19 protein-coding genes are annotated in these 18,109 nt (G+C 36.4%); 3 read left to right on the forward strand and 16 right to left on the reverse strand.

Annotation, left to right across the window (positions count from 1 at the left end):
- Nucleotides 1-243, forward strand: a complete 243-nt coding sequence (locus tag YQ22_RS18885; RefSeq protein ID WP_083414188.1) for a zinc-ribbon domain-containing protein — start codon at nt 1-3, stop codon at nt 241-243.
- A 63-nt stretch (nt 244-306) separates the two neighbouring features.
- On the opposite strand, the gene YQ22_RS04110 is transcribed toward YQ22_RS18885, so the two are convergent.
- From YQ22_RS04110 to rsgA, 10 genes are all read right to left on the reverse strand, one after another.
- Nucleotides 307-1,380: a hypothetical protein gene (locus tag YQ22_RS04110; protein ID WP_071342493.1), complete on the reverse strand. Its 1,074-nt coding sequence runs from the start codon at nt 1,378-1,380 to the stop codon at nt 307-309.
- Between the two features lie 87 nt (nt 1,381-1,467).
- The gene (locus YQ22_RS04115; RefSeq protein WP_071340167.1) at nt 1,468-2,217 is read right to left on the reverse strand and encodes a hypothetical protein; all 750 of its coding nucleotides are present in this window, start codon (nt 2,215-2,217) and stop codon (nt 1,468-1,470) included.
- A complete protein-coding gene (locus YQ22_RS04120; RefSeq protein WP_071342494.1) occupies nt 2,204-2,767 on the reverse strand; it encodes an RNA polymerase sigma factor in 564 nt (187 codons plus the stop codon). Before YQ22_RS04120 ends, YQ22_RS04115 begins: the two co-directional genes overlap by 14 nt.
- Nucleotides 2,768-2,890: 123 nt before the next feature.
- Nucleotides 2,891-3,868, reverse strand: coding sequence for a polyprenyl synthetase family protein (locus YQ22_RS04125; protein ID WP_071340168.1), 978 nt, complete (start codon nt 3,866-3,868; stop codon nt 2,891-2,893).
- A gap of 382 nt (nt 3,869-4,250) precedes the next feature.
- A complete protein-coding gene (rlmN, locus tag YQ22_RS04130; protein WP_058105342.1) occupies nt 4,251-5,294 on the reverse strand; it encodes a 23S rRNA (adenine(2503)-C(2))-methyltransferase RlmN in 1,044 nt (347 codons plus the stop codon).
- Between the two features lie 101 nt (nt 5,295-5,395).
- On the reverse strand, nt 5,396-6,445 hold the full coding sequence (gene queA, locus YQ22_RS04135; RefSeq protein ID WP_071340169.1) for a tRNA preQ1(34) S-adenosylmethionine ribosyltransferase-isomerase QueA: 1,050 nt from the start codon (nt 6,443-6,445) through the stop codon (nt 5,396-5,398).
- 79 nt (nt 6,446-6,524) lie between these two features.
- A complete protein-coding gene (aroA, locus tag YQ22_RS04140; protein ID WP_071340170.1) occupies nt 6,525-7,754 on the reverse strand; it encodes a 3-phosphoshikimate 1-carboxyvinyltransferase in 1,230 nt (409 codons plus the stop codon).
- A gap of 37 nt (nt 7,755-7,791) precedes the next feature.
- Nucleotides 7,792-8,118, reverse strand: coding sequence for a nucleotide pyrophosphohydrolase (locus YQ22_RS04145; protein ID WP_071340171.1), 327 nt, complete (start codon nt 8,116-8,118; stop codon nt 7,792-7,794).
- Nucleotides 8,118-8,570 (reverse strand): D-aminoacyl-tRNA deacylase, encoded by a 453-nt coding sequence (gene dtd, locus YQ22_RS04150; RefSeq protein ID WP_071340172.1) that lies wholly within the window; start codon nt 8,568-8,570, stop codon nt 8,118-8,120. Before dtd ends, YQ22_RS04145 begins: the two co-directional genes overlap by 1 nt.
- The gene (gene rsgA, locus YQ22_RS04155; protein WP_071340173.1) at nt 8,567-9,520 is read right to left on the reverse strand and encodes a ribosome small subunit-dependent GTPase A; all 954 of its coding nucleotides are present in this window, start codon (nt 9,518-9,520) and stop codon (nt 8,567-8,569) included. The genes dtd and rsgA overlap by 4 nt, the downstream gene beginning before the upstream one ends.
- Nucleotides 9,521-9,627: 107 nt before the next feature.
- Between rsgA and YQ22_RS04160 the strand changes: the two genes are divergently transcribed.
- Both YQ22_RS04160 and YQ22_RS04165 read left to right on the forward strand, forming a co-directional pair.
- A complete protein-coding gene (locus YQ22_RS04160; RefSeq protein ID WP_058105334.1) occupies nt 9,628-10,440 on the forward strand; it encodes a hypothetical protein in 813 nt (270 codons plus the stop codon).
- A gap of 193 nt (nt 10,441-10,633) precedes the next feature.
- The gene (locus YQ22_RS04165) at nt 10,634-11,074 is read left to right on the forward strand and encodes a hypothetical protein (protein WP_058105333.1); all 441 of its coding nucleotides are present in this window, start codon (nt 10,634-10,636) and stop codon (nt 11,072-11,074) included.
- A 63-nt stretch (nt 11,075-11,137) separates the two neighbouring features.
- Here the strand turns inward: YQ22_RS04165 and YQ22_RS04170 are convergent, their stop codons facing one another.
- The 6 genes from YQ22_RS04170 to YQ22_RS04195 form a co-directional block, all read right to left on the reverse strand.
- Nucleotides 11,138-13,228 carry a DUF5723 family protein gene (locus YQ22_RS04170; RefSeq protein WP_071340175.1) on the reverse strand — a complete coding sequence of 697 codons (2,091 nt, stop codon included), beginning with the start codon at nt 13,226-13,228 and terminating at the stop codon, nt 11,138-11,140.
- 154 nt (nt 13,229-13,382) lie between these two features.
- A complete protein-coding gene (locus tag YQ22_RS04175; RefSeq protein WP_071340176.1) occupies nt 13,383-14,465 on the reverse strand; it encodes a bifunctional 3-deoxy-7-phosphoheptulonate synthase/chorismate mutase type II in 1,083 nt (360 codons plus the stop codon).
- A 6-nt stretch (nt 14,466-14,471) separates the two neighbouring features.
- Nucleotides 14,472-15,338 (reverse strand): prephenate dehydrogenase, encoded by an 867-nt coding sequence (locus tag YQ22_RS04180; protein WP_071340177.1) that lies wholly within the window; start codon nt 15,336-15,338, stop codon nt 14,472-14,474.
- Between the two features lie 30 nt (nt 15,339-15,368).
- Nucleotides 15,369-16,517 (reverse strand): pyridoxal phosphate-dependent aminotransferase, encoded by a 1,149-nt coding sequence (locus tag YQ22_RS04185; protein ID WP_071340178.1) that lies wholly within the window; start codon nt 16,515-16,517, stop codon nt 15,369-15,371.
- Nucleotides 16,514-17,341 carry a prephenate dehydratase gene (locus tag YQ22_RS04190; protein ID WP_058105328.1) on the reverse strand — a complete coding sequence of 276 codons (828 nt, stop codon included), beginning with the start codon at nt 17,339-17,341 and terminating at the stop codon, nt 16,514-16,516. Before YQ22_RS04190 ends, YQ22_RS04185 begins: the two co-directional genes overlap by 4 nt.
- Before the next feature lie 541 nt (nt 17,342-17,882).
- Nucleotides 17,883-18,101, reverse strand: a complete 219-nt coding sequence (locus YQ22_RS04195; RefSeq protein WP_071340179.1) for a hypothetical protein — start codon at nt 18,099-18,101, stop codon at nt 17,883-17,885.
- Nucleotides 18,102-18,109 lie beyond the last annotated feature (8 nt).

The following is an 18,109-nucleotide window of genomic DNA, read 5'->3' on the forward strand; positions in this document are numbered from 1 at the left end:
ATGATTCTATTCTTTGGCACCAGACCAGGAAAGCCGATAACTAAAAATCTTTTTCATAGCACTTGTCCTTATTGCCAACAAAAAGGAACGTTAACAGCGTTTACCCAAAAGAATTACTTCCATATATTTTGGATCAAGCTTTTTAAAATTTCCAGTACCACTACCGTAGAATGTAGCCACTGCAAACGTGGATATTATGAGCACGAGTTCACCGAAGAAATGAAAGCCGATCTGGAGAATTAAAAAAGCTGTAGCACCCTTTTTAAATTGGAGTACCACAGCTAATTTGATTGATGAATATCTTAATTAAAGATCAAACCTAAGACCTAGAGAGATGTTACGTTGTTCTACCGCCGCATCTTTGAATATGGGATTAAGATCATACTTTACATATAATAGTACCCCATCTACACCAGCATAGGCACTTAAACCATACACAAGATCATTGGTATTATAACTACGCTTTAATTTGTCTTTTACTTTTTCTCCATCAATGGTATATTTTAATTTTTGACGCGTTCCTAAATTGAACCCTGCATAACCACCCAAACCAACTCTAAATTTATTATGTAACGAGTACCGCATGGTCTTATCTGTGGTAGTTAGCTTTGACGGACCGAATTCAAAATGCATAGGAAATACTAAATTATCCATTCTAAATTTCGATTTATCCAAATCATATTCAAATTCTTGAAGCTCAGACTGACCGTTATCCAATGACACCAAGTACTGATTATCCTTTGGTTTTAAGCCATTAAATTGAAATGAAAACCCATAGTTGAACCTTAGGAAATTTGTATTCTTAAACACCCTGGTGCGCCATTGCCATCCCATTTCAAAAAATCTACTTCCACCAATTTTATAAGGAGAATCATTTAAGGACTGCCCTTCTATAATTGCATTATTTAAACCAACGGCCAAAACAATATCAGAATAAGTTCTTCTGTCATAGACCGGTTCTTTTCTATGCCTATTTTCATTGATACGTATTCCAAACAGTTTGTCATCATCATCCCCTATTCCCAGTTCAAAAGCGAACTTATAATTTAAGGTATCCAATTCTTTGACCTCGCCGTTATTTCTTTCCAAAAGGGATATTTTATTATCAATAATAGCGATTCTCTCCTCTATATTAAGTGCTCTTTTTTCTGCAGCCTTCATCTTTAAGGCATTGGACTCTTCTTCAGTAATTTCACCATTTTCCAATTGCTTAACTATTTCAGCAATTTCGAATTTTAAGGCTTCCTTTTCTTGTCTAGTTATACTAAGCTTTTGCTCTTTTAAAATTTCTACTTTTTCTATATAATTATCTTGAGCCACTACACTTTGCATTAATAAAAGTGTCAAAATGGCTACTAAATACATGGTAATTGTTCTCATTTCTATTTTGATTTTTTTTGATGAATAAACTCCGCTCCCTGTCCCCATAGTATTTTATAGAGATAAGGAAAAACGATTTGTGATTGATTAATTATTGCGGTCTGCTACGGCAGTACGCACTTTTATAAAACCGGCTTTTAGGGAATCAAAAATTTGGTCTCGGAAGGATTGATCAAGTTCATCTTCAACCTCTGTCAACAAAGCCATAGCATCAACAGATTTATCTTTATTAAATATTTTATCTCTTAAAATTTCATCTTGGGCACGTTTCAATAATGAATCTACCTCGGCATCGGTCACTGTACTGTTTTGTTCCAGAACGGTTACTTGCGCAATAACATCGGCCACTTTAGAATTTATAATATCATCGGTCACCACTAATTTTTCAACAGATGTACTAGTAGGTACCTGGTTTACCGCGACTTCAATTTCATCTTTTAATACTAAAGGCTCTTTTTCGTTAATTAGTATATTTTCTTCCTCAACTACCTTCTCAATGCTAGTTTCAGCTTCTGAATGTGCAACCACCTCTACTTCCTCTTTACCTATAGGCAAAACATCTTTTACAAGAACTTCTTTTAACGTACGTTCTTTCTCAATGTCTACAATTTCTGTTGGCATTTTGGTAGCTGCAGTATTGCCATTAAAGTAGAACATTGCAATACCGATCAACACAACAATACTTGCCGCAATACCCATCCAGAGATATACGGGTTTCTTTTTGGCATCATCATCATTTAATTCTGATGCAATTTTGGACCATGCATTCGCCGATGGCTGAATTTCGCGCTCTTGTAACTTGGTCTTAATATGTTTTTCAAATTTATCGGTTTCCATACCCTATAATATTTTGTTGCCTTAATTGATCTTGAAGCAATTTTCGGGCTTTTAATAATTGTGTTTTTGAAGTGCTCTCGGTAATCGATAGCATTTCTGCAATTTCTTTATGCTTATACCCATCTACGGTATACAATACAAAGACCATTTTATAACCTTGGGGCAACTTGTCTATCAATTGCTGAATATGCTCTGTATCTAAATCAGTACTCTGCGAAATCTCTTCCGACTGATTTTTCTCGTACACCTCATCATCATACACGACAAATTGTTGTTTTCTTAAATAGGATATGCTTTCCCTGATCATGATCCTACGTAACCACCCTTCAAAACTACCTTCAAACTTAAACGTATCTAACTTGTTGAACATTTTTAAAAAACCCTGCACCATTACATCTTCCGCAAAATGAACATCTTTTATATACTGACGACAAACGCTTAACATTTTTGGCGCATGCTTTTTATACAAACGCTCTTGTGCATCGCGGTTGCCCGATGACGCTTTTTTTATGAGTTGGCTCTCGTTTTTATAAAAAGGTATAATTTTCAAAATATTGGTTTGGTCTTCTATTAGCATAGACGCCGAAGAATGAAATATAGTTGCCTGAAAAATAAAAAAATTCAAATTATTTTTCAATATACTGATTACCAGTTGTTTGATTTGTAAAAAAAATTACTTTTTACGATCAACCACATAATTGACCATGAGCTGCAAAGCACTTTTATAATCGGATTCTGGGTAGGTGTCCAAAAGCTCGAGGGCTTCATTTCTATACTGTAGCATTTTACTTACCGCATAATCCAAGCCACCTTTTTCCTTTACAAAGGCTATGACCTCTTTTACCCGCTTTTTGTCTTTATTATGATTTTTGATGGAATTGATGACCCAACTCTTCTCTTTCTTGCTGCAATTATTTAACGCATGAATTAAAGGCAAGGTCATTTTCTGTTCTTTGATATCTATACCAGTTGGCTTACCTATTTTTTGACCACCATAATCAAAAAGATCATCTTTAATCTGGAAGGCCATACCACACAACTCCCCAAATTTTCTAAACGTTTCCACATCTATGCTTTCGGGCTTTACAGAACATGCACCCAACGAACAACATGCCGCTATTAACGTGGCGGTCTTTTGCCTAATGATATCATAATACACCTCTTCGGTAATATCTAAGCGTCTAGCTTTTTCTATCTGAAGCAACTCGCCCTCACTCATTTCACGAACGGCAACGGAGATTATTTTTAGCAGATCAAAATCTCCATTATCAATAGAAAGCAACAAGCCTTTTGAAAGCAGGTAGTCTCCCACTAAAACGGCAATCTTATTTTTCCACAGGGCGTTTATAGAGAAGAAGCCCCGTCGTTTATTACTCTCATCTACTACATCATCATGCACCAATGTAGCCGTATGTATCAACTCGATTACCGATGCACCACGATAGGTACGCTCATTTACTTCGCCATTATTTAACAGTTTTGCCGTTAAAAATACGAACATAGGGCGCATTTGCTTCCCTTTTCTATTTACGATGTAATGGGTAATTCTATTGAGTAATGCAACCTTAGAGGTCATTGAATCTCTAAACTTAGACTCAAACAACTCCATTTCCTGATAGACAGGTTCCTTTATTTGTGCTACAATTTTCAGGTGCTCCTTCTTAGAAGGCCTAAATTAGGTAAAAGCTAGGAAATAACAGTAGCCAGAAGGAATTTTAAGATTGCTAGTTGTTGGTTGTTGGTTGTTGGAAAAAATAAACTCAAGTTTAAAACTCAAGTTCAAGTTCAAGTTCAAGTTCAAAAATGCTTTTGGCTTTTGGCTATAACGCTTCGCGTTTGTAGTATTAAGTACTAAGATATTATACTAGCAATTGCTCTAGTAATTCGTATTACTTAATACCTTTCATTCTAAAGCTTAGCTGTGCTAAATAAGTTATCTTCTAACAAGTCTATATTCTATACTCTATTTTCTCTCTTCTAACTTAATACTTAGTACTTTTCACTTTGTACCTCGCACTTACTACTTTGTACTTCTAACTTTTATTCGCCAACTGCCCACATGCGGCATCAATATCCTTTCCTCTAGAACGACGAACGGTTACGGTGATATTATTACGCTCCAATGAATTTACATAGCGATCTATAGCTGCATTGGACGCTTGCTTAAATTCACCGTCATCAATAGGGTTGTATTCTATAAGATTTACTTTAGAAGGCGCAAAACGGCAAAACTCCACTAACGCATCTACATCTTTTTGAGTATCGTTTATGCCTTCCCAAACCACATACTCATACGTAATTCTACTTTTTGTCTTTTGGTACCAGTATTGTAGAGACTCCCTTAAATCGCTCAAGGTAAACTTAGCGTTAAAGGGCATTATTGACGTACGAATTTCATCAACAGCTGAATGTAAAGAAACCGCCAATTTAAATTTAACTTCGTCATCGGCCATTTTTCGGATCAATTTAGGCACACCAGAGGTGGAGACCGTAATTCGCTTTGGAGACATGCCCAGCCCGTCTGAAGAGGTGATTTTATCAATAGCCTTTAATACATTATTGTAGTTCATTAAAGGCTCTCCCATGCCCATAAAAACAATATTGCTTAAAGGTCTGTCAAAATACAATCTGCTTTCATTATCAATAGCGACAACCTGATCATATATTTCATCGGGATTTAAATTTCGCATTCGTTTTAAACGTGCCGTTGCACAGAACCTACAATCTAGACTACACCCTACTTGACTGGACACACAAGCAGTTGTTCTTGATTTTGTAGGTATTAAAACGGACTCAACAATTAAATCGTCATGCAAACGCACCGCATTTTTTATAGTACCGTCACTACTGCGCTGCATTTGATCCACCTTAATATGATTAATGACAAAATTGGCTTCTAACATTTCCCTGGTCTCTTTTGATAAATTGGTCATTACATCAAAAGAATACGCAGCTTTTTGCCATAACCACTCGTAGACCTGGTTGCCACGAAAAGCTTTGTCACCATTAGAAACAAAGAACTCCCTAAGCTGCTCTCTCGTTAGTGCCCGGATATCTTTTTTCTTTATTTCTTCCATCTATTAAAGGTAGGTATTACTGGTGATAAAAATCCCGCTTTGTCAATATGTAGATAAAGCGGGATTAAAAAATTTTCCTTTTTAAAAAGGATTATATCAACTTATATGATCAACATTGCATCACCATAAGAATAGAACTTATAGCTTTCCAATATTGCTTCTTTATATGCTTTGTTCATTAGATCATGACCCATAAATGCAGATACCATCATCAACAATGTTGATTTTGGCAAATGGAAGTTTGTAATCATGGCATTTGCAATACTAAAATCATATGGAGGGAATATGAACTTATTTGTCCAACCCTCATAGGTATTCAATGTCTGCTTAGACGACACTGCACTTTCCAAGCCACGCATTGCCGTAGTACCCACGGCACAAATACGACGTTTTTTCGCTTTTGCATTGTTTACGATCTCTGCAGCTTTTTCATCAATGAACATTTCCTCACTATCCATTTTATGCTTAGAAAGATCTTCTACCTCAACTGGGTTGAATGTACCTAAACCTACGTGCAAAGTCAACTCAGCAAAATCTACACCCTTAATTTCTAAACGCTTCAACAAATGTTTAGAAAAGTGCAAACCAGCAGTTGGAGCCGCCACAGCACCTTCATGCTTGGCATAGATCGTTTGGTAACGATTTTCATCTTCTGGCTCAACATCTCTCTTTATATATTTTGGTAACGGAGTTTCTCCTAATTCCCTTAATTTTCTTCTGAAATCAAGGTAAGCACCATCATATAAAAAACGTAACGTTCTACCTCTAGAAGTAGTATTATCAATAACTTCTGCTACCAAGGTTTCATCATCACCAAAATATAGTTTGTTACCAATACGTATTTTACGTGCAGGATCTACAAGAACATCCCAAAGGCGTTGCTCTTCGTTTAACTCACGTAAAAGAAAAACCTCAATACGAGCTCCTGTTTTTTCCTTGTTACCGTACAAACGGGCCGGAAATACTTTTGTATTGTTAAGAACCATGACATCACCTTCATCAAAATAGTCGATCATGTCTTTGAACATTCTATGCTCAATTTTTCCGGTATCTCTGTGGATGACCATTAACTTAGACTCATCTCTATTTTCAGATGGATGCTCCGCCAATAATTCTTTAGGAAGCTCAAAATTAAAATTTGATAATTTCATGTAGCTATTATATTTAATGTAGCAAATTGCGGCTGCAAATATACAATCTGCAGATAGGCCTTGTCAAGTAAATCCTTAATTATAATTCCTTTATACCGAAATCCAATTGTTTTAGGTCGTTCCAAAAATCTGGATATGACTTAGATACCACCTCTGCATCATTAACAATAAGTGTAGTTTTCATGGCCAAAGGAGCAAAAGCCATTGCCATTCTATGATCATTATATGTATCTATAGCAATATCTTCTAGAATACCTACAGATGGCATTATGGTCAACGTTTTATCTGTTACGGATATGTTTGCCCCTAATTTAGACAGTTCTGTATGCAAAGCCTCTAAACGATCTGTTTCTTTGATCTTTAACGTGTGCAGTCCGGTTAAATAACAACCTACCCCCAAACCAAAGCAGGTAACCGCAATTGTTTGGGCTATATCTGGAGCATTTGCCAGATCAAACTCATTCTTAGCTTCTATCTTTTTATCGGTCTTCTTTAAGGTAACCGTATTATTGCCAAAAGTAGTCTCCACACCAAATGAAGTATAAATACTGGCAAGTACGCTATCTCCTTGAAGACTTTCTTTTTTATATGCCGATAAAGTAATTTGCGTTCCTGGTGCTGCCAGTGCACAAATACCATAAAAATATGAGGCAGAACTCCAATCTGATTCTACCACCAATGTCGTTGGTGCTACATTTGCCTTTGGCGACACTTTAATCAGATTACCCTCAAAAGAAGTTTCCACTCCAATTTCCTCTAACAATGCCAAGGTCATTTTTATATACGGTACTGAAGTAATTTTACCGATCAACTCTAATTGAAGTCCGTTCTCCAAACTTGGAGCAATTAACAATAACGAAGAAATATATTGGCTACTTACATTTGCCGGTAAACTCACTTTATCTTTAACAATATGCTGTCCTTTAATTTTTATGGGAGGATACCCCTCATCTTGAACATAAGATATTTCCGCTCCCAAGGTTTTTAAGGCATCTACCAAAATTTCTATGGGTCGCTCCGTCATTCTTTTAGAACCTGTAAGCACTACTTCCTTACCTGCCTGTGATGCAAAATATCCGGTTAAAAAACGCATGGCGGTACCTGCATGATGAATATCAACCATACCTTCCGAAATTTTCAAACCTTTAGCCATTACCTGGGCATCATCTGAATTGGAAATGTTCTCAATGGTTATATCAGAAAACAATGCAGCCAATAATAAACTACGGTTAGATTCACTCTTTGAACCTGTTATGGTAATCGTATCGTTAAGCGTTGTATTGGACGGACCTGTCAAGTGAAGTTTCAATGCGTATCTTTTTAAAAATAGAACAACAAATATAAGCCTATTTCAACTTTTTATTGTTGTGATGACGGTCATGATCTCGCTTTGTTTTTAAATCTAACTTTTTATCAAAAGCTTGTTGCAAATCAACACCCGTTTGATTGGCCAAACACAACACTACGAACATTACATCTGCCAATTCTTCGCCCAGATCTTTGTTCTTATCAGACTCTTTTTCGCTTTGCTCTCCATAGCGTCTAGCGATAATTCTAGCCACCTCGCCCACTTCTTCGGTAAGCTGTGCCATATTGGTTAATTCGTTAAAGTAGCGAACTCCGTGTTCCTTGATCCAGTCATCAACTGCTTTTTGTGCGTTTTCAATGTTCATTATTCCTTATCTTTTGTATCAATCATTATGGTCACAGGACCATCATTCAATAATTCAACCTTCATATCCGCACCGAATTCTCCGGTACCGACTTTCTTACCCAATTTAGATTCTAAAGTAGCAATAAAGGCTTCATACAGGGGTATGGCAACATCTGGTCTTGCCGCTTTTATATAAGAAGGTCGATTCCCTTTTTTAGTACTTGCATGTAAAGTAAACTGGCTAACCACAATGACATCACCATTTACATCTACAAGCGATTTGTTCATTATACCATCTTCATCATTAAAAATGCGAAGGTTTGCTATTTTGTTCGTAAGCCAATCAATATCATCTTGAGCATCTGCATTTTCTATACCCACTAAAATTAAAAGCCCATTGTCAATAGCACTTATCTTTTCGCCATTGACCGTTACGCTAGCTTTGGCAACACGTTGTATTACTGTTCTCATTTTTTATCGTCATGTATATCTACCCTATAATTCTCATCTTCACCTTTGATCATCTGCAGATAACTGTTATACCTGCTCCAAGCTATATCACCAGTTTCCAAGGCATCTTTAACGGCACATTTTGGCTCATCTACATGAATACAATTATTGAATTTACAATCTTGCTTTAGTTCAAAAAATTCTGGAAAATAATCGCCTATCTCCTCCTTTTCCATATCTACAATACCAAAACCTTTAATACCTGGGGTATCAATAATGCGAGCATTAAAACTAAGATCGAACATTTCCGCAAAAGTGGTGGTATGTTGCCCTTGTGCGTGTTGTTGAGAAATTTGTTTGGTCTTAATATCCAACTCTGGCTCCAAAGCATTGACCAAGGTAGATTTACCAACACCAGAATGACCCGAGAACATTGATGTTTTACCGATCATCATTTCTTTCACCTTATCAACGTTCTTGCCCGTAGCCGCAGAAATACCCAAACAAGTATACCCAATATTGCGGTAAAGGGCCGCCAAAAACTTTATCTCATCTAATTCTTCCGGGGCATAAGTATCTACTTTATTGAAAAGTAGAACAACCGGAATTTCATAGGCTTCTGCAGTGATCAGAAATCGATCTATGAAAACTGGGTATGTAGGCGGATTGTTCAATGTTACCAATAAAAAAACCTGATCCAAATTAGCAGCAATGATATGTGTCTGTTTGGACAGGTTTACAGATTTACGAATTATATAATTTTTACGATCTTCTATTTCATTGATAATACCAATGGTATCATCTCCAATAGTCTCCACCTCAAAGCGTACTTGATCACCAACCGCTACAGGGTTCGTACTTTTTATACCCTTGATCCTAAACTTACCTTTTATTCTACATTCATAGAAATCACCATTTTCCGCCTTAACAGTGTACCAACTACCCGTAGATTTATAAACAATTCCTACCATTTACCCAAAAATCCTTCCATTTATACAAAGTAACTGCTTTAAATATAAAAATTAACATAAATTTGAATTTAGAACTATAACAATAAATAACAACCAAAATCAAGAAAATGAAATTCATCAAAAAATCATTGCTGATGTTAGCTTTATCAGCCATTACTTTTGGAACTGCCCAAGAAACTATTACAAACGAATCTGTAGTACAAATGGTTGAACTAGGTTTCGACGATTATATGATCATAGATAAAATAAACACTTCGGATGTTAAATTCGATGCTTCTATTTCCGCTCTAGGCGCTATGAAAAATGCAGGGGTTTCTTCTGAAATATTATCCTTGATCATGGATAAATCAAAACAGAACACAAAATCTAAAACTGGTATTTACTATGCCGATGCTAGCGGTGAAGATAAATTAATACAACCAAGTGTATTCTCTGGTTCAAATTCTAACCAAGTGGCGCAGAAATTGGTATCTGGATTGATCAATTCTAAAAAGAAAGCTCAGTTACCTAAAACACAATCCAACAATGTAATTCGCCAAAGCAGACCAGAATTTACGTTCATCTTTGACCCAAGTGTTACAGAAGTTGATAATATGCAGAACAACCAAGGTGGAGATACCGGTATTTTTAACTGGTGGTTTAGAATGGCAAGTAACCCTAATGAGTTTGTTTTGGTAAAACTTACCGTTAAAGAGAAAAAGAACCTTAGAGAAGTTATCACCGGAAAAAGTAGCTGGATCACCAGTAGCAGCGGTATTGATCCAAAATATGCATTAAATTTTGCTATCGAAGAAATTGAAGGTAACAAGTTCAAAGTTACTCCAGATACGTTAGAACCAGGAGAATATTGCTTTATATACCAAGGTCAGGTTCCACAAGGTAGAGAAAACCAATCTGTTTTTGATTTCTCTATTCAATAGAAACAAAACATAATTTTATAGGTAGTCCCGATGCTAAAAGCATCGGGACTTTTTTTTGCCTACTGGTTTTCTGGTAGTTTTTTTTAAGGGTTTCATATCATTTTACATTGTTTTGATGTTTCGCTCTTTGCTTTCTTCATTTAAGAGTATACTTTCATGGCACATTTAACAATCAATTTTTAAAATCACTATCATGAAAAAAATCATCTTACTTGCCCTATTTGCCTTTACTGCAATTACTACATCTACAGCACAGGAATACAAAGTTGTTACCAGTGTAGAATCTATAGTACCTAGTGGATTAGGACGATCACGAATTATAGATGCCAATGCAGATCGAGATTTTAAGGAGTTCACTTCTGAACAGACCGAGGAAGATAATACACGAAATAAATCTAAACGCAGTGATATTCGCGTTAAGGATTTTGAAGAGACCAAATTGCTTAATTTCTATAATGTGGCCGGTATTCGCTTTCAGAACATTGCGGCAAACGATGCACTTATTTCATCTAAACTTAGTGATATGGCACAAAATGGATGGGAACTTGTTTTTGTAACCAGTGGTGTAGAAGCTGATGCCGGTAACACAGACGGACAAGGCATTTTCATTACCCGATATATCTTTAAAAGATAGCATTAGTACACATAAAAAAAGCCCGGTAAAACCGGGCTTTTTTAGTACTAAATCTTTGTATAGCTACTGTGCCAAGTTAATCTCAACACGTCTGTTTTTCTGTCTACCGTCTTTATACATATTGGTAGCAATTGGCTTACTTTCCCCATAACCAATAGCGGTCAATCTTGCTGGTGAAATACCGCCATCTATTAAAAATTGTAGTACAGCTTGAGCTCTTTTCTCCGATAATTTTTGATTGGTAGCTTCTGAACCTATACTATCCGTATGCCCTTCAATAGTAAAATTTGCATTGGGATATTCGTTTAAAATACCGATGATATCAACCAATACCGGTGTTGACTCATCCTTTAATGTTGATTTTCCTGTGTTGAACAAAATAGTTTTTGCATACTCGTTCAACGACTTTTGAACCTCAGCCGTAACAACCGGTTCTGGACAACCGTTATTCGCTACCGTACCCATTTCATCAGGACAATTATCATCTTTATCAAAAACTGAATCTCCGTCACTATCTGGCCAAGGACAACCATTATTCTCTACAGGTCCGGCTACATCTACACATTGATCTTCATTATCCAACAAGGTATCTCCATCCGTATCTACCCAAGGACAACCATTGTTTTCTACAGGACCTGCCTCATCTGGACATTGGTCCTCATTATCCAATACCGAATCGCCATCAGTATCTCCCCATGGGCAACCATTATTTTCTATTGGTCCTGCCTTTTTTGGGCAACCATCTTCTTTATTTGGAATACCATCACCATCTGAATCTTTTGGCTGACCATAGTACACCGGAATTTTCAACCCTGCATATACATCTGCTCCTTGTATTTCATTTTTTGTAAATGTAGAGATCAATGATCCCGACCCAAGATAAAGAGGACCGGCACGTAAGCCTGCACCTACTTGCAAACCACTATACTGATAGCTACTTACAGGCAAATAGAAGCTGAACCACTTACTCTCAAAACGTGGGGTCAATGATAATACGTTTGCAGTTCGTAAATTATTCTCACCTGCAGAACGCATAGAGATATCAGTATTAAAATTCAAATAAAAATGATTTTTAATATTCCAATCTGCATTAAAATGTAATGCCGTTGGCAAACCTGCCTTTAAATCTTCCGTAGCTTGGGTGAACGTATATAAATTTTGAAGATCATCTGAATCCTCTATATTATCATAATCGTCTTGTGTAATGGTATTATTGATATTATAGGTATCTACCAAACTACCTTTATAGTTTACAGCACCAACATCAGTAAGTGACAAACCAAATTTTAGTTTATACTTATTTTTATCTTTCATGACGGTTTTTTCTCCATCAGCACCCGTTACCACATAATCTTCATAATCTGGTCTCCACTCATAAACAAAACCTAGATCGAAACCGAATCCGTTGGCATCGGGCACTTCATAATCGTAGTCTTCTACATCATACTGATCAGCTCTACCGTAAATTAGATCTCCTGTAGATGCTAAAGTTCCAATAGTAGAATTATCCGGTAATGTAGCGCCATCCGCATCATAATCAATAGTTACATTTCTACCGGCCACATAGGCATTACCAAATCCTTTCAAATATTTAAATGACAGACCACCTTTTAAGAAATGCTCTTCTTTATTCATTAATTCTTGTGCATACGTGATCCCCACTTCTGCCCAACCATGACCGGCGGCAAAGAAATCACCTTCGTTTACCAAAAAGTCTTGACTTTCATCAATACTATCGTCAAGGTCATCAATACTTTCTCCATTAAATTCATTTCCTGTCACAAAACTTCTTGCTCTTGTAAATATGGCAATAGAAGATTTTCTACCAACATTAAACATAAACGAAGGACCTAACACATCTACATTACCAGAAAAATTATTGTTATCCGAAAGGGTCAATAATGCATCTGTATCATAGTCAAAATCACTGGAAACCAAATCAGAATACCCAACACCTACATAGTCATTAGCTAAAAAACCACTAGCTCCTATTAGATTAATATCTGTTTTAAAACGTGAATCTGCAATATTTGCAGGGTTAGAGATCACACTATTGACACCACTGTAATTATCTGTTAAAAAGCCTATATACGATTGGGCTTTTACAGCAAATGATGCCATTAACATGAACGTAAACAATACTACTTTCTTCATACTTTTTGATTGGTTAAAATGGTTCTTTAGACCCCTAACGGTTCATAATTAAGGATATTGTTAAAATGTATTATTTTTCTTACTTATTAAAATTAAGACATAAAAAAACATCCGCATATTACGGATGTTTTGTATTTATAAAGTTATGTAAACCTTAACCGTTCACTATCTTTTCTTGGTGGTTGATAGACTCTTGGTGAATAGCCTTGAACATACGAAGAACAAATTCTTCACTAAGTCCCTTACTTTCCCCTTCAAGAATCATTGCTCCCAGAATTTGGTTCCATCTATTAGATTGTAGTACGGCAACGTTCTTTTGCTTTTTAAGTTCACCTATACTATCAGAAACTTTCATTCTTTTACCTAGAGTCTCGATCAATTGGTTATCAATAACATCGATCTGTGCTCTAAGGTTACTTAATTGAGAATTGTATTCCGCCTCTGGATCGCTCTCTTTTCTAATTTTTAGGTCTCTCATAATCTGAACCAATTTCTCTGGAGTTACCTGTTGAGCGGCATCACTCCATGCATTATCCGGATCATGGTGCGTTTCGATCATTAATCCGTCGAAATTCAAATCTAAAGCAGTCTGAGAAACATCAAAGATCATATCTCTTTTACCTGTGATATGAGATGGATCGTTGATCAAAGGTAAATCTGGAAATCTGTTCTGAAATTCGATCGCCATTTGCCATTCCGGTATATTTCTATACTTGGTTTTCTCATATGTAGAGAATCCTCTATGAATTGCACCCAACTTTTTAATACCTGCCGTATGTAGCCTTTCAATACCGCCTAACCATAAAGCTAAATCTGGATTTACAGGGTTTTTAACCAATACAATCTTATCTGTACCTTCAAGTGCATCTGCCAATTCTTGCATGATGAACGGACTAACAGTTGATCTTGCCCCTATCCATAATAAATCTATATCATGCTCTAAAGCTAATTCCACATGAGCACGGTTAGCCACCTCGGTAGCCGTTTTCATACCTGTTTCAGCCTTTACCTTTTGAAGCCACTTAAGCCCCAAAGCTCCAACACCTTCAAAATTTCCTGGGCGAGTACGTGGTTTCCATATACCTGCTCTGTAATAGTTTACATCGGTATCTTTTAGGGAGTGTGCTATACCTAACACTTGCTCCTCAGTTTCCGCACTACATGGCCCTGCTATTACTAGTGGATGGTCAAGGTTTAAATCATCCAACCATGTTCTCATTTGTTTTGAATTTTCCATTTTTACTTATTCTATTTCTTGTTTAACGGTATTTCTTTTTAATATTCCTTTAATCTTATTCGTATTATTCATTTCATTATAAATGCCCTCATAATCATCTTTCAACAACAGTTCCTTAAATGCGGTTAGATTTTGAATGTACTCCTCCAAAGTTTCTACCACATTCTCTTTATTCTGTTTAAAAATAGGTGTCCACATGGCGGGAGAACTCTTTGCCAAACGCACCGTGCTTTCAAACCCACTACCGGCCATGTCAAAAATATCACGCTCGTTCTTCTCTTTCTCGATCACTGTTTTACCCAACATGAACGAACTTATGTGCGATAAATGCGATACGTAAGCAATATGCTTATCATGAGCAACAGGGTTCATATAACGTATTCTCATGCCAATGGCTTGAAAAACTTTTAACGCTCTTTCTTGGAGCTTAAATGCCGTTAACTCTACCTCACAAATAATATTTGTTTTGTCTTTGAATAAATTGTTGATCGCTGCGGACGGACCCGAAAACTCCGTTCCTGCAATGGGATGGCATGCCAAAAAATTTCTTCTCTTAGGATGATTTTCCAACACCTTGCAAATCATGGATTTGGTAGACCCAACATCTAAAACAACACAATCTTCATGAACGGCATTCAAAATAACAGGAAGCTCGGTAACCATAACATCTACCGGTATACTTACAATGACCATATCTGCCAATTGTAAATCTTGATAGGTAGCTTTCTTATCTATAATACCCAAAGACAATGCTTCAGCTAAGTTTGCTTCATTAGATTCTATGCCATAGACGGTAACATTGTCGAATGCCGACTTTATGTCTTTCGCCAAAGAACCTCCTATTAAACCGATACCAATTACAAATACATTCATTTTAAAGCTACGCTTTAGTCTTAAGACCTATTATTTAAATCTTTTAATTGCCTCTTCTATCTTATTCTCCGTTATACATAGTGAAAAACGAATATAGCCTTCACCATTACTCCCAAAAATGGTTCCTGGCGTAATAAACAGATCTTTCTTATATAAAATATCATCTATGAACTCTTCTGATGATACACTGCCTGCCGGCAATTTAGCCCAAACGAACATGCCTACAGCGTTACGATCATATGAACAGCCAAGCTTGTCTACCAACTTATAGATCAATTCTCTTCGCTTACCATAAACTTCATTTAGTCCCTTAAACCAGTCATCACTGCTATTCAAGGCGGCAATTGCTCCTTTTTGTATGCCGTAGAACATACCGGAATCCATATTGCTCTTCACCTTTAAAATAGCATTGATATGCTCTTCGCTACCTAAAACAAAACCTACACGCCAACCGGCCATGTTGAACGTCTTACTCAAAGAATTCAATTCTAAACACACCTTTTTTGCATTGGGCAAGCTTAAAATACTGGCAGGTTCGTCATTCAAAACAAAACTATATGGATTATCGTTCACCAATAAAATATCATGCTCTTGGGCAAATGCCACCATCTTTATAAACTGCTCTTTGGTTGCCGTAGCACCTGTTGGCATATGAGGATAGCTTAACCACATTAACTTTACCTTTGATAAATCTTGCTTTGCCAATGCCTCCAAATCTGGAAACCAACCATTATCAGCGGTTAAATCATAGTATTTTGGCACGGCCCCTACCAAATTGGTTACAGAGGTGTATGTTGGGTACCCGGGATTTGGTATCAATACCTCATCACCCTCGTTCAAAAAAGCCAGGCTTATATGCATTATACCTTCTTTAGACCCCATTAATGGTAAAATTTCGGTATTTGGGTCTGCAGTAACACTAAATTTATTCTTATAAAAATTGGCTATGGCATCTCTTAACTGAGGCAAGCCTTGGTAACTTTGGTATTGGTGCGCACCGTTCTCTAACACTGCTGCTTGTATGGCTTTTAAAACCTCTTGGGATGGAGCCAGATCAGGACTACCAATACCCATATTAATGATAGGTTTACCTTGTGCCATTAAACCACGAACTTCTCTCAATTTTTTTGAGAAGTAGTATTCCTGTATGGAATCTAACCTTTTGGCAGTACGTATCATTGTCTTACATTTTTATATTCACCCAAAATCTTAAAGTCTTCTGCCATGATGTTCAATAGACTTTTAGCCTTCGTAAAATCTGCATAATCATTAAAAGTTACATCAACAAAAAAAGCATATTTCCAAGGTGTTTCTATCACCGGTAACGACTGTATTTTGGTTAAATTCAATCTACAATCGCTCATAACATTAAGCACTGCCGCCAAACTACCCCTTTTATGGTCGGTTAAAAACCGTAAAGACGCCTTACTGATCTCTGCCTCTGGCAGTGCATCATTTTTTGTTTTTACAATGATAAAACGCGTAGCATTATTTTGAATGGTTTGTATGTCGTTCGCTACGATGTCCAATCCATATAATTCTGCCGCAACGTTAGGAGCAATAGCCGCTACATGCTTAAGTTTTTCTTTTTGAATTCGCTTTGCGGTCTCTGCCGTATCTACGTCTTCCACCAATTTTATATGCGGATATTGTCTAAAATATTCCTTACACTGCAATAGTGCCATTGGGTGTGAACTTACTTCTGTTATATCCTCAATCTTCTGGCCTTTTAATACCATTAAGTTGTGATGAATGTTTAAATAATACTCCCCAATGATGTGTAGGTCATTATGGTTTACCAAGGCATAATTAGGAATGATAGATCCTGCAATGGAATTTTCAATGGCCATAACACCCTGATCCGCTTCTTTGGTCAACAACTTATCTACCAAAGCATCAAAAGAAAGGCATTCTACCAACTCAATATCATCACCATAACAATCTTTTGCCACTTGATGGTGGTTACTGCCCTTTATTCCCTGTATGGCTATTTTTAGACTCACTTTTGCTCCGTTTTATTCAAAAAAAAAGTTCCGATGTACATCGGAACTTAGATTCTATTTTATATTTAAAATATACTACAACAGTCCCGTACCTCTCTTAAAAAAGAAGTAAAAATAAAAACCGTTCCAGAAATATTGTTTTGTCATCACTTTTGTAATCTGTGGCTAATGTAGTAATTATATTTAAAAATGGCTGTTTTGGATTTTATTTTTTTATAAAAATCAATTTCTTTCTCAAAAAGTGAAGGTTTTGTGTTAAATCTTTAAACCTCTTACCATCTAAGTGCAATACCTAGTCCATTCTCATTAGCTACCGGTCTAAGTTTAAAAGCCGTTTTATCATCAAATTGCTTATTGTAGGCAAGTATAGCTTGTTTTCTTGCCTTATTAGAACCATTCAAAAATATAATAGCAATTATACCAGAGCCAATACCACCCAACAATGGTCCAATTGCCTTTCTCGCTTTATCCCTGTCACTTACAAAAGGGTCATTATTAAATAATTCTACCGAGCCCCAGGTTACTCCAACTATTTCTCCGACTAAAGCAATGGTAGCGATACTCTTTTTTGTGTCAGCTTTTTCCAGTCGCTATAAATTTCATCATTACTAGAAAATAATTCTTTTACTTCCTTCTTGGTAATTTCCTTATCGTCTTGATAATACTCCATTCCCCATATTCCCGTAAACGTCGTAATTTCTTGTGCAGAAACGTTTATAGCCATTGCAAACAATACAATTAAAAAACACTTTACCTTCATGTCAATAA

It is taken from the genome of Maribacter sp. 1_2014MBL_MicDiv (assembly GCF_001865655.1).
Classification (GTDB): domain Bacteria; phylum Bacteroidota; class Bacteroidia; order Flavobacteriales; family Flavobacteriaceae; genus Maribacter; species Maribacter dokdonensis.

Excerpts from the sequence above, each read along its gene's own strand:
- YQ22_RS18885 (WP_083414188.1), top strand. The coding sequence starts at position 1 with ATGATTCTATTCTTTGGCACCAGACCAGGAAAGCCGATAACTAAAAAT.
- YQ22_RS04110 (WP_071342493.1), bottom strand. The coding sequence starts at position 1,380 with ATGAGAACAATTACCATGTATTTAGTAGCCATTTTGACACTTTTATTA.
- YQ22_RS04115 (WP_071340167.1), bottom strand. The coding sequence starts at position 2,217 with ATGGAAACCGATAAATTTGAAAAACATATTAAGACCAAGTTACAAGAG.
- rlmN (WP_058105342.1), bottom strand. The coding sequence starts at position 5,294 with ATGGAAGAAATAAAGAAAAAAGATATCCGGGCACTAACGAGAGAGCAG.
- queA (WP_071340169.1), bottom strand. The coding sequence starts at position 6,445 with ATGAAATTATCAAATTTTAATTTTGAGCTTCCTAAAGAATTATTGGCG.
- YQ22_RS04145 (WP_071340171.1), bottom strand. The coding sequence starts at position 8,118 with ATGAACATTGAAAACGCACAAAAAGCAGTTGATGACTGGATCAAGGAA.
- dtd (WP_071340172.1), bottom strand. The coding sequence starts at position 8,570 with ATGAGAACAGTAATACAACGTGTTGCCAAAGCTAGCGTAACGGTCAAT.
- rsgA (WP_071340173.1), bottom strand. The coding sequence starts at position 9,520 with ATGGTAGGAATTGTTTATAAATCTACGGGTAGTTGGTACACTGTTAAG.
- YQ22_RS04160 (WP_058105334.1), top strand. The coding sequence starts at position 9,628 with ATGAAATTCATCAAAAAATCATTGCTGATGTTAGCTTTATCAGCCATT.
- YQ22_RS04165 (WP_058105333.1), top strand. The coding sequence starts at position 10,634 with ATGAAAAAAATCATCTTACTTGCCCTATTTGCCTTTACTGCAATTACT.
- YQ22_RS04170 (WP_071340175.1), bottom strand. The coding sequence starts at position 13,228 with ATGAAGAAAGTAGTATTGTTTACGTTCATGTTAATGGCATCATTTGCT.
- YQ22_RS04175 (WP_071340176.1), bottom strand. The coding sequence starts at position 14,465 with ATGGAAAATTCAAAACAAATGAGAACATGGTTGGATGATTTAAACCTT.
- YQ22_RS04180 (WP_071340177.1), bottom strand. The coding sequence starts at position 15,338 with ATGAATGTATTTGTAATTGGTATCGGTTTAATAGGAGGTTCTTTGGCG.
- YQ22_RS04185 (WP_071340178.1), bottom strand. The coding sequence starts at position 16,517 with ATGATACGTACTGCCAAAAGGTTAGATTCCATACAGGAATACTACTTC.
- YQ22_RS04195 (WP_071340179.1), bottom strand. The coding sequence starts at position 18,101 with ATGAAGGTAAAGTGTTTTTTAATTGTATTGTTTGCAATGGCTATAAAC.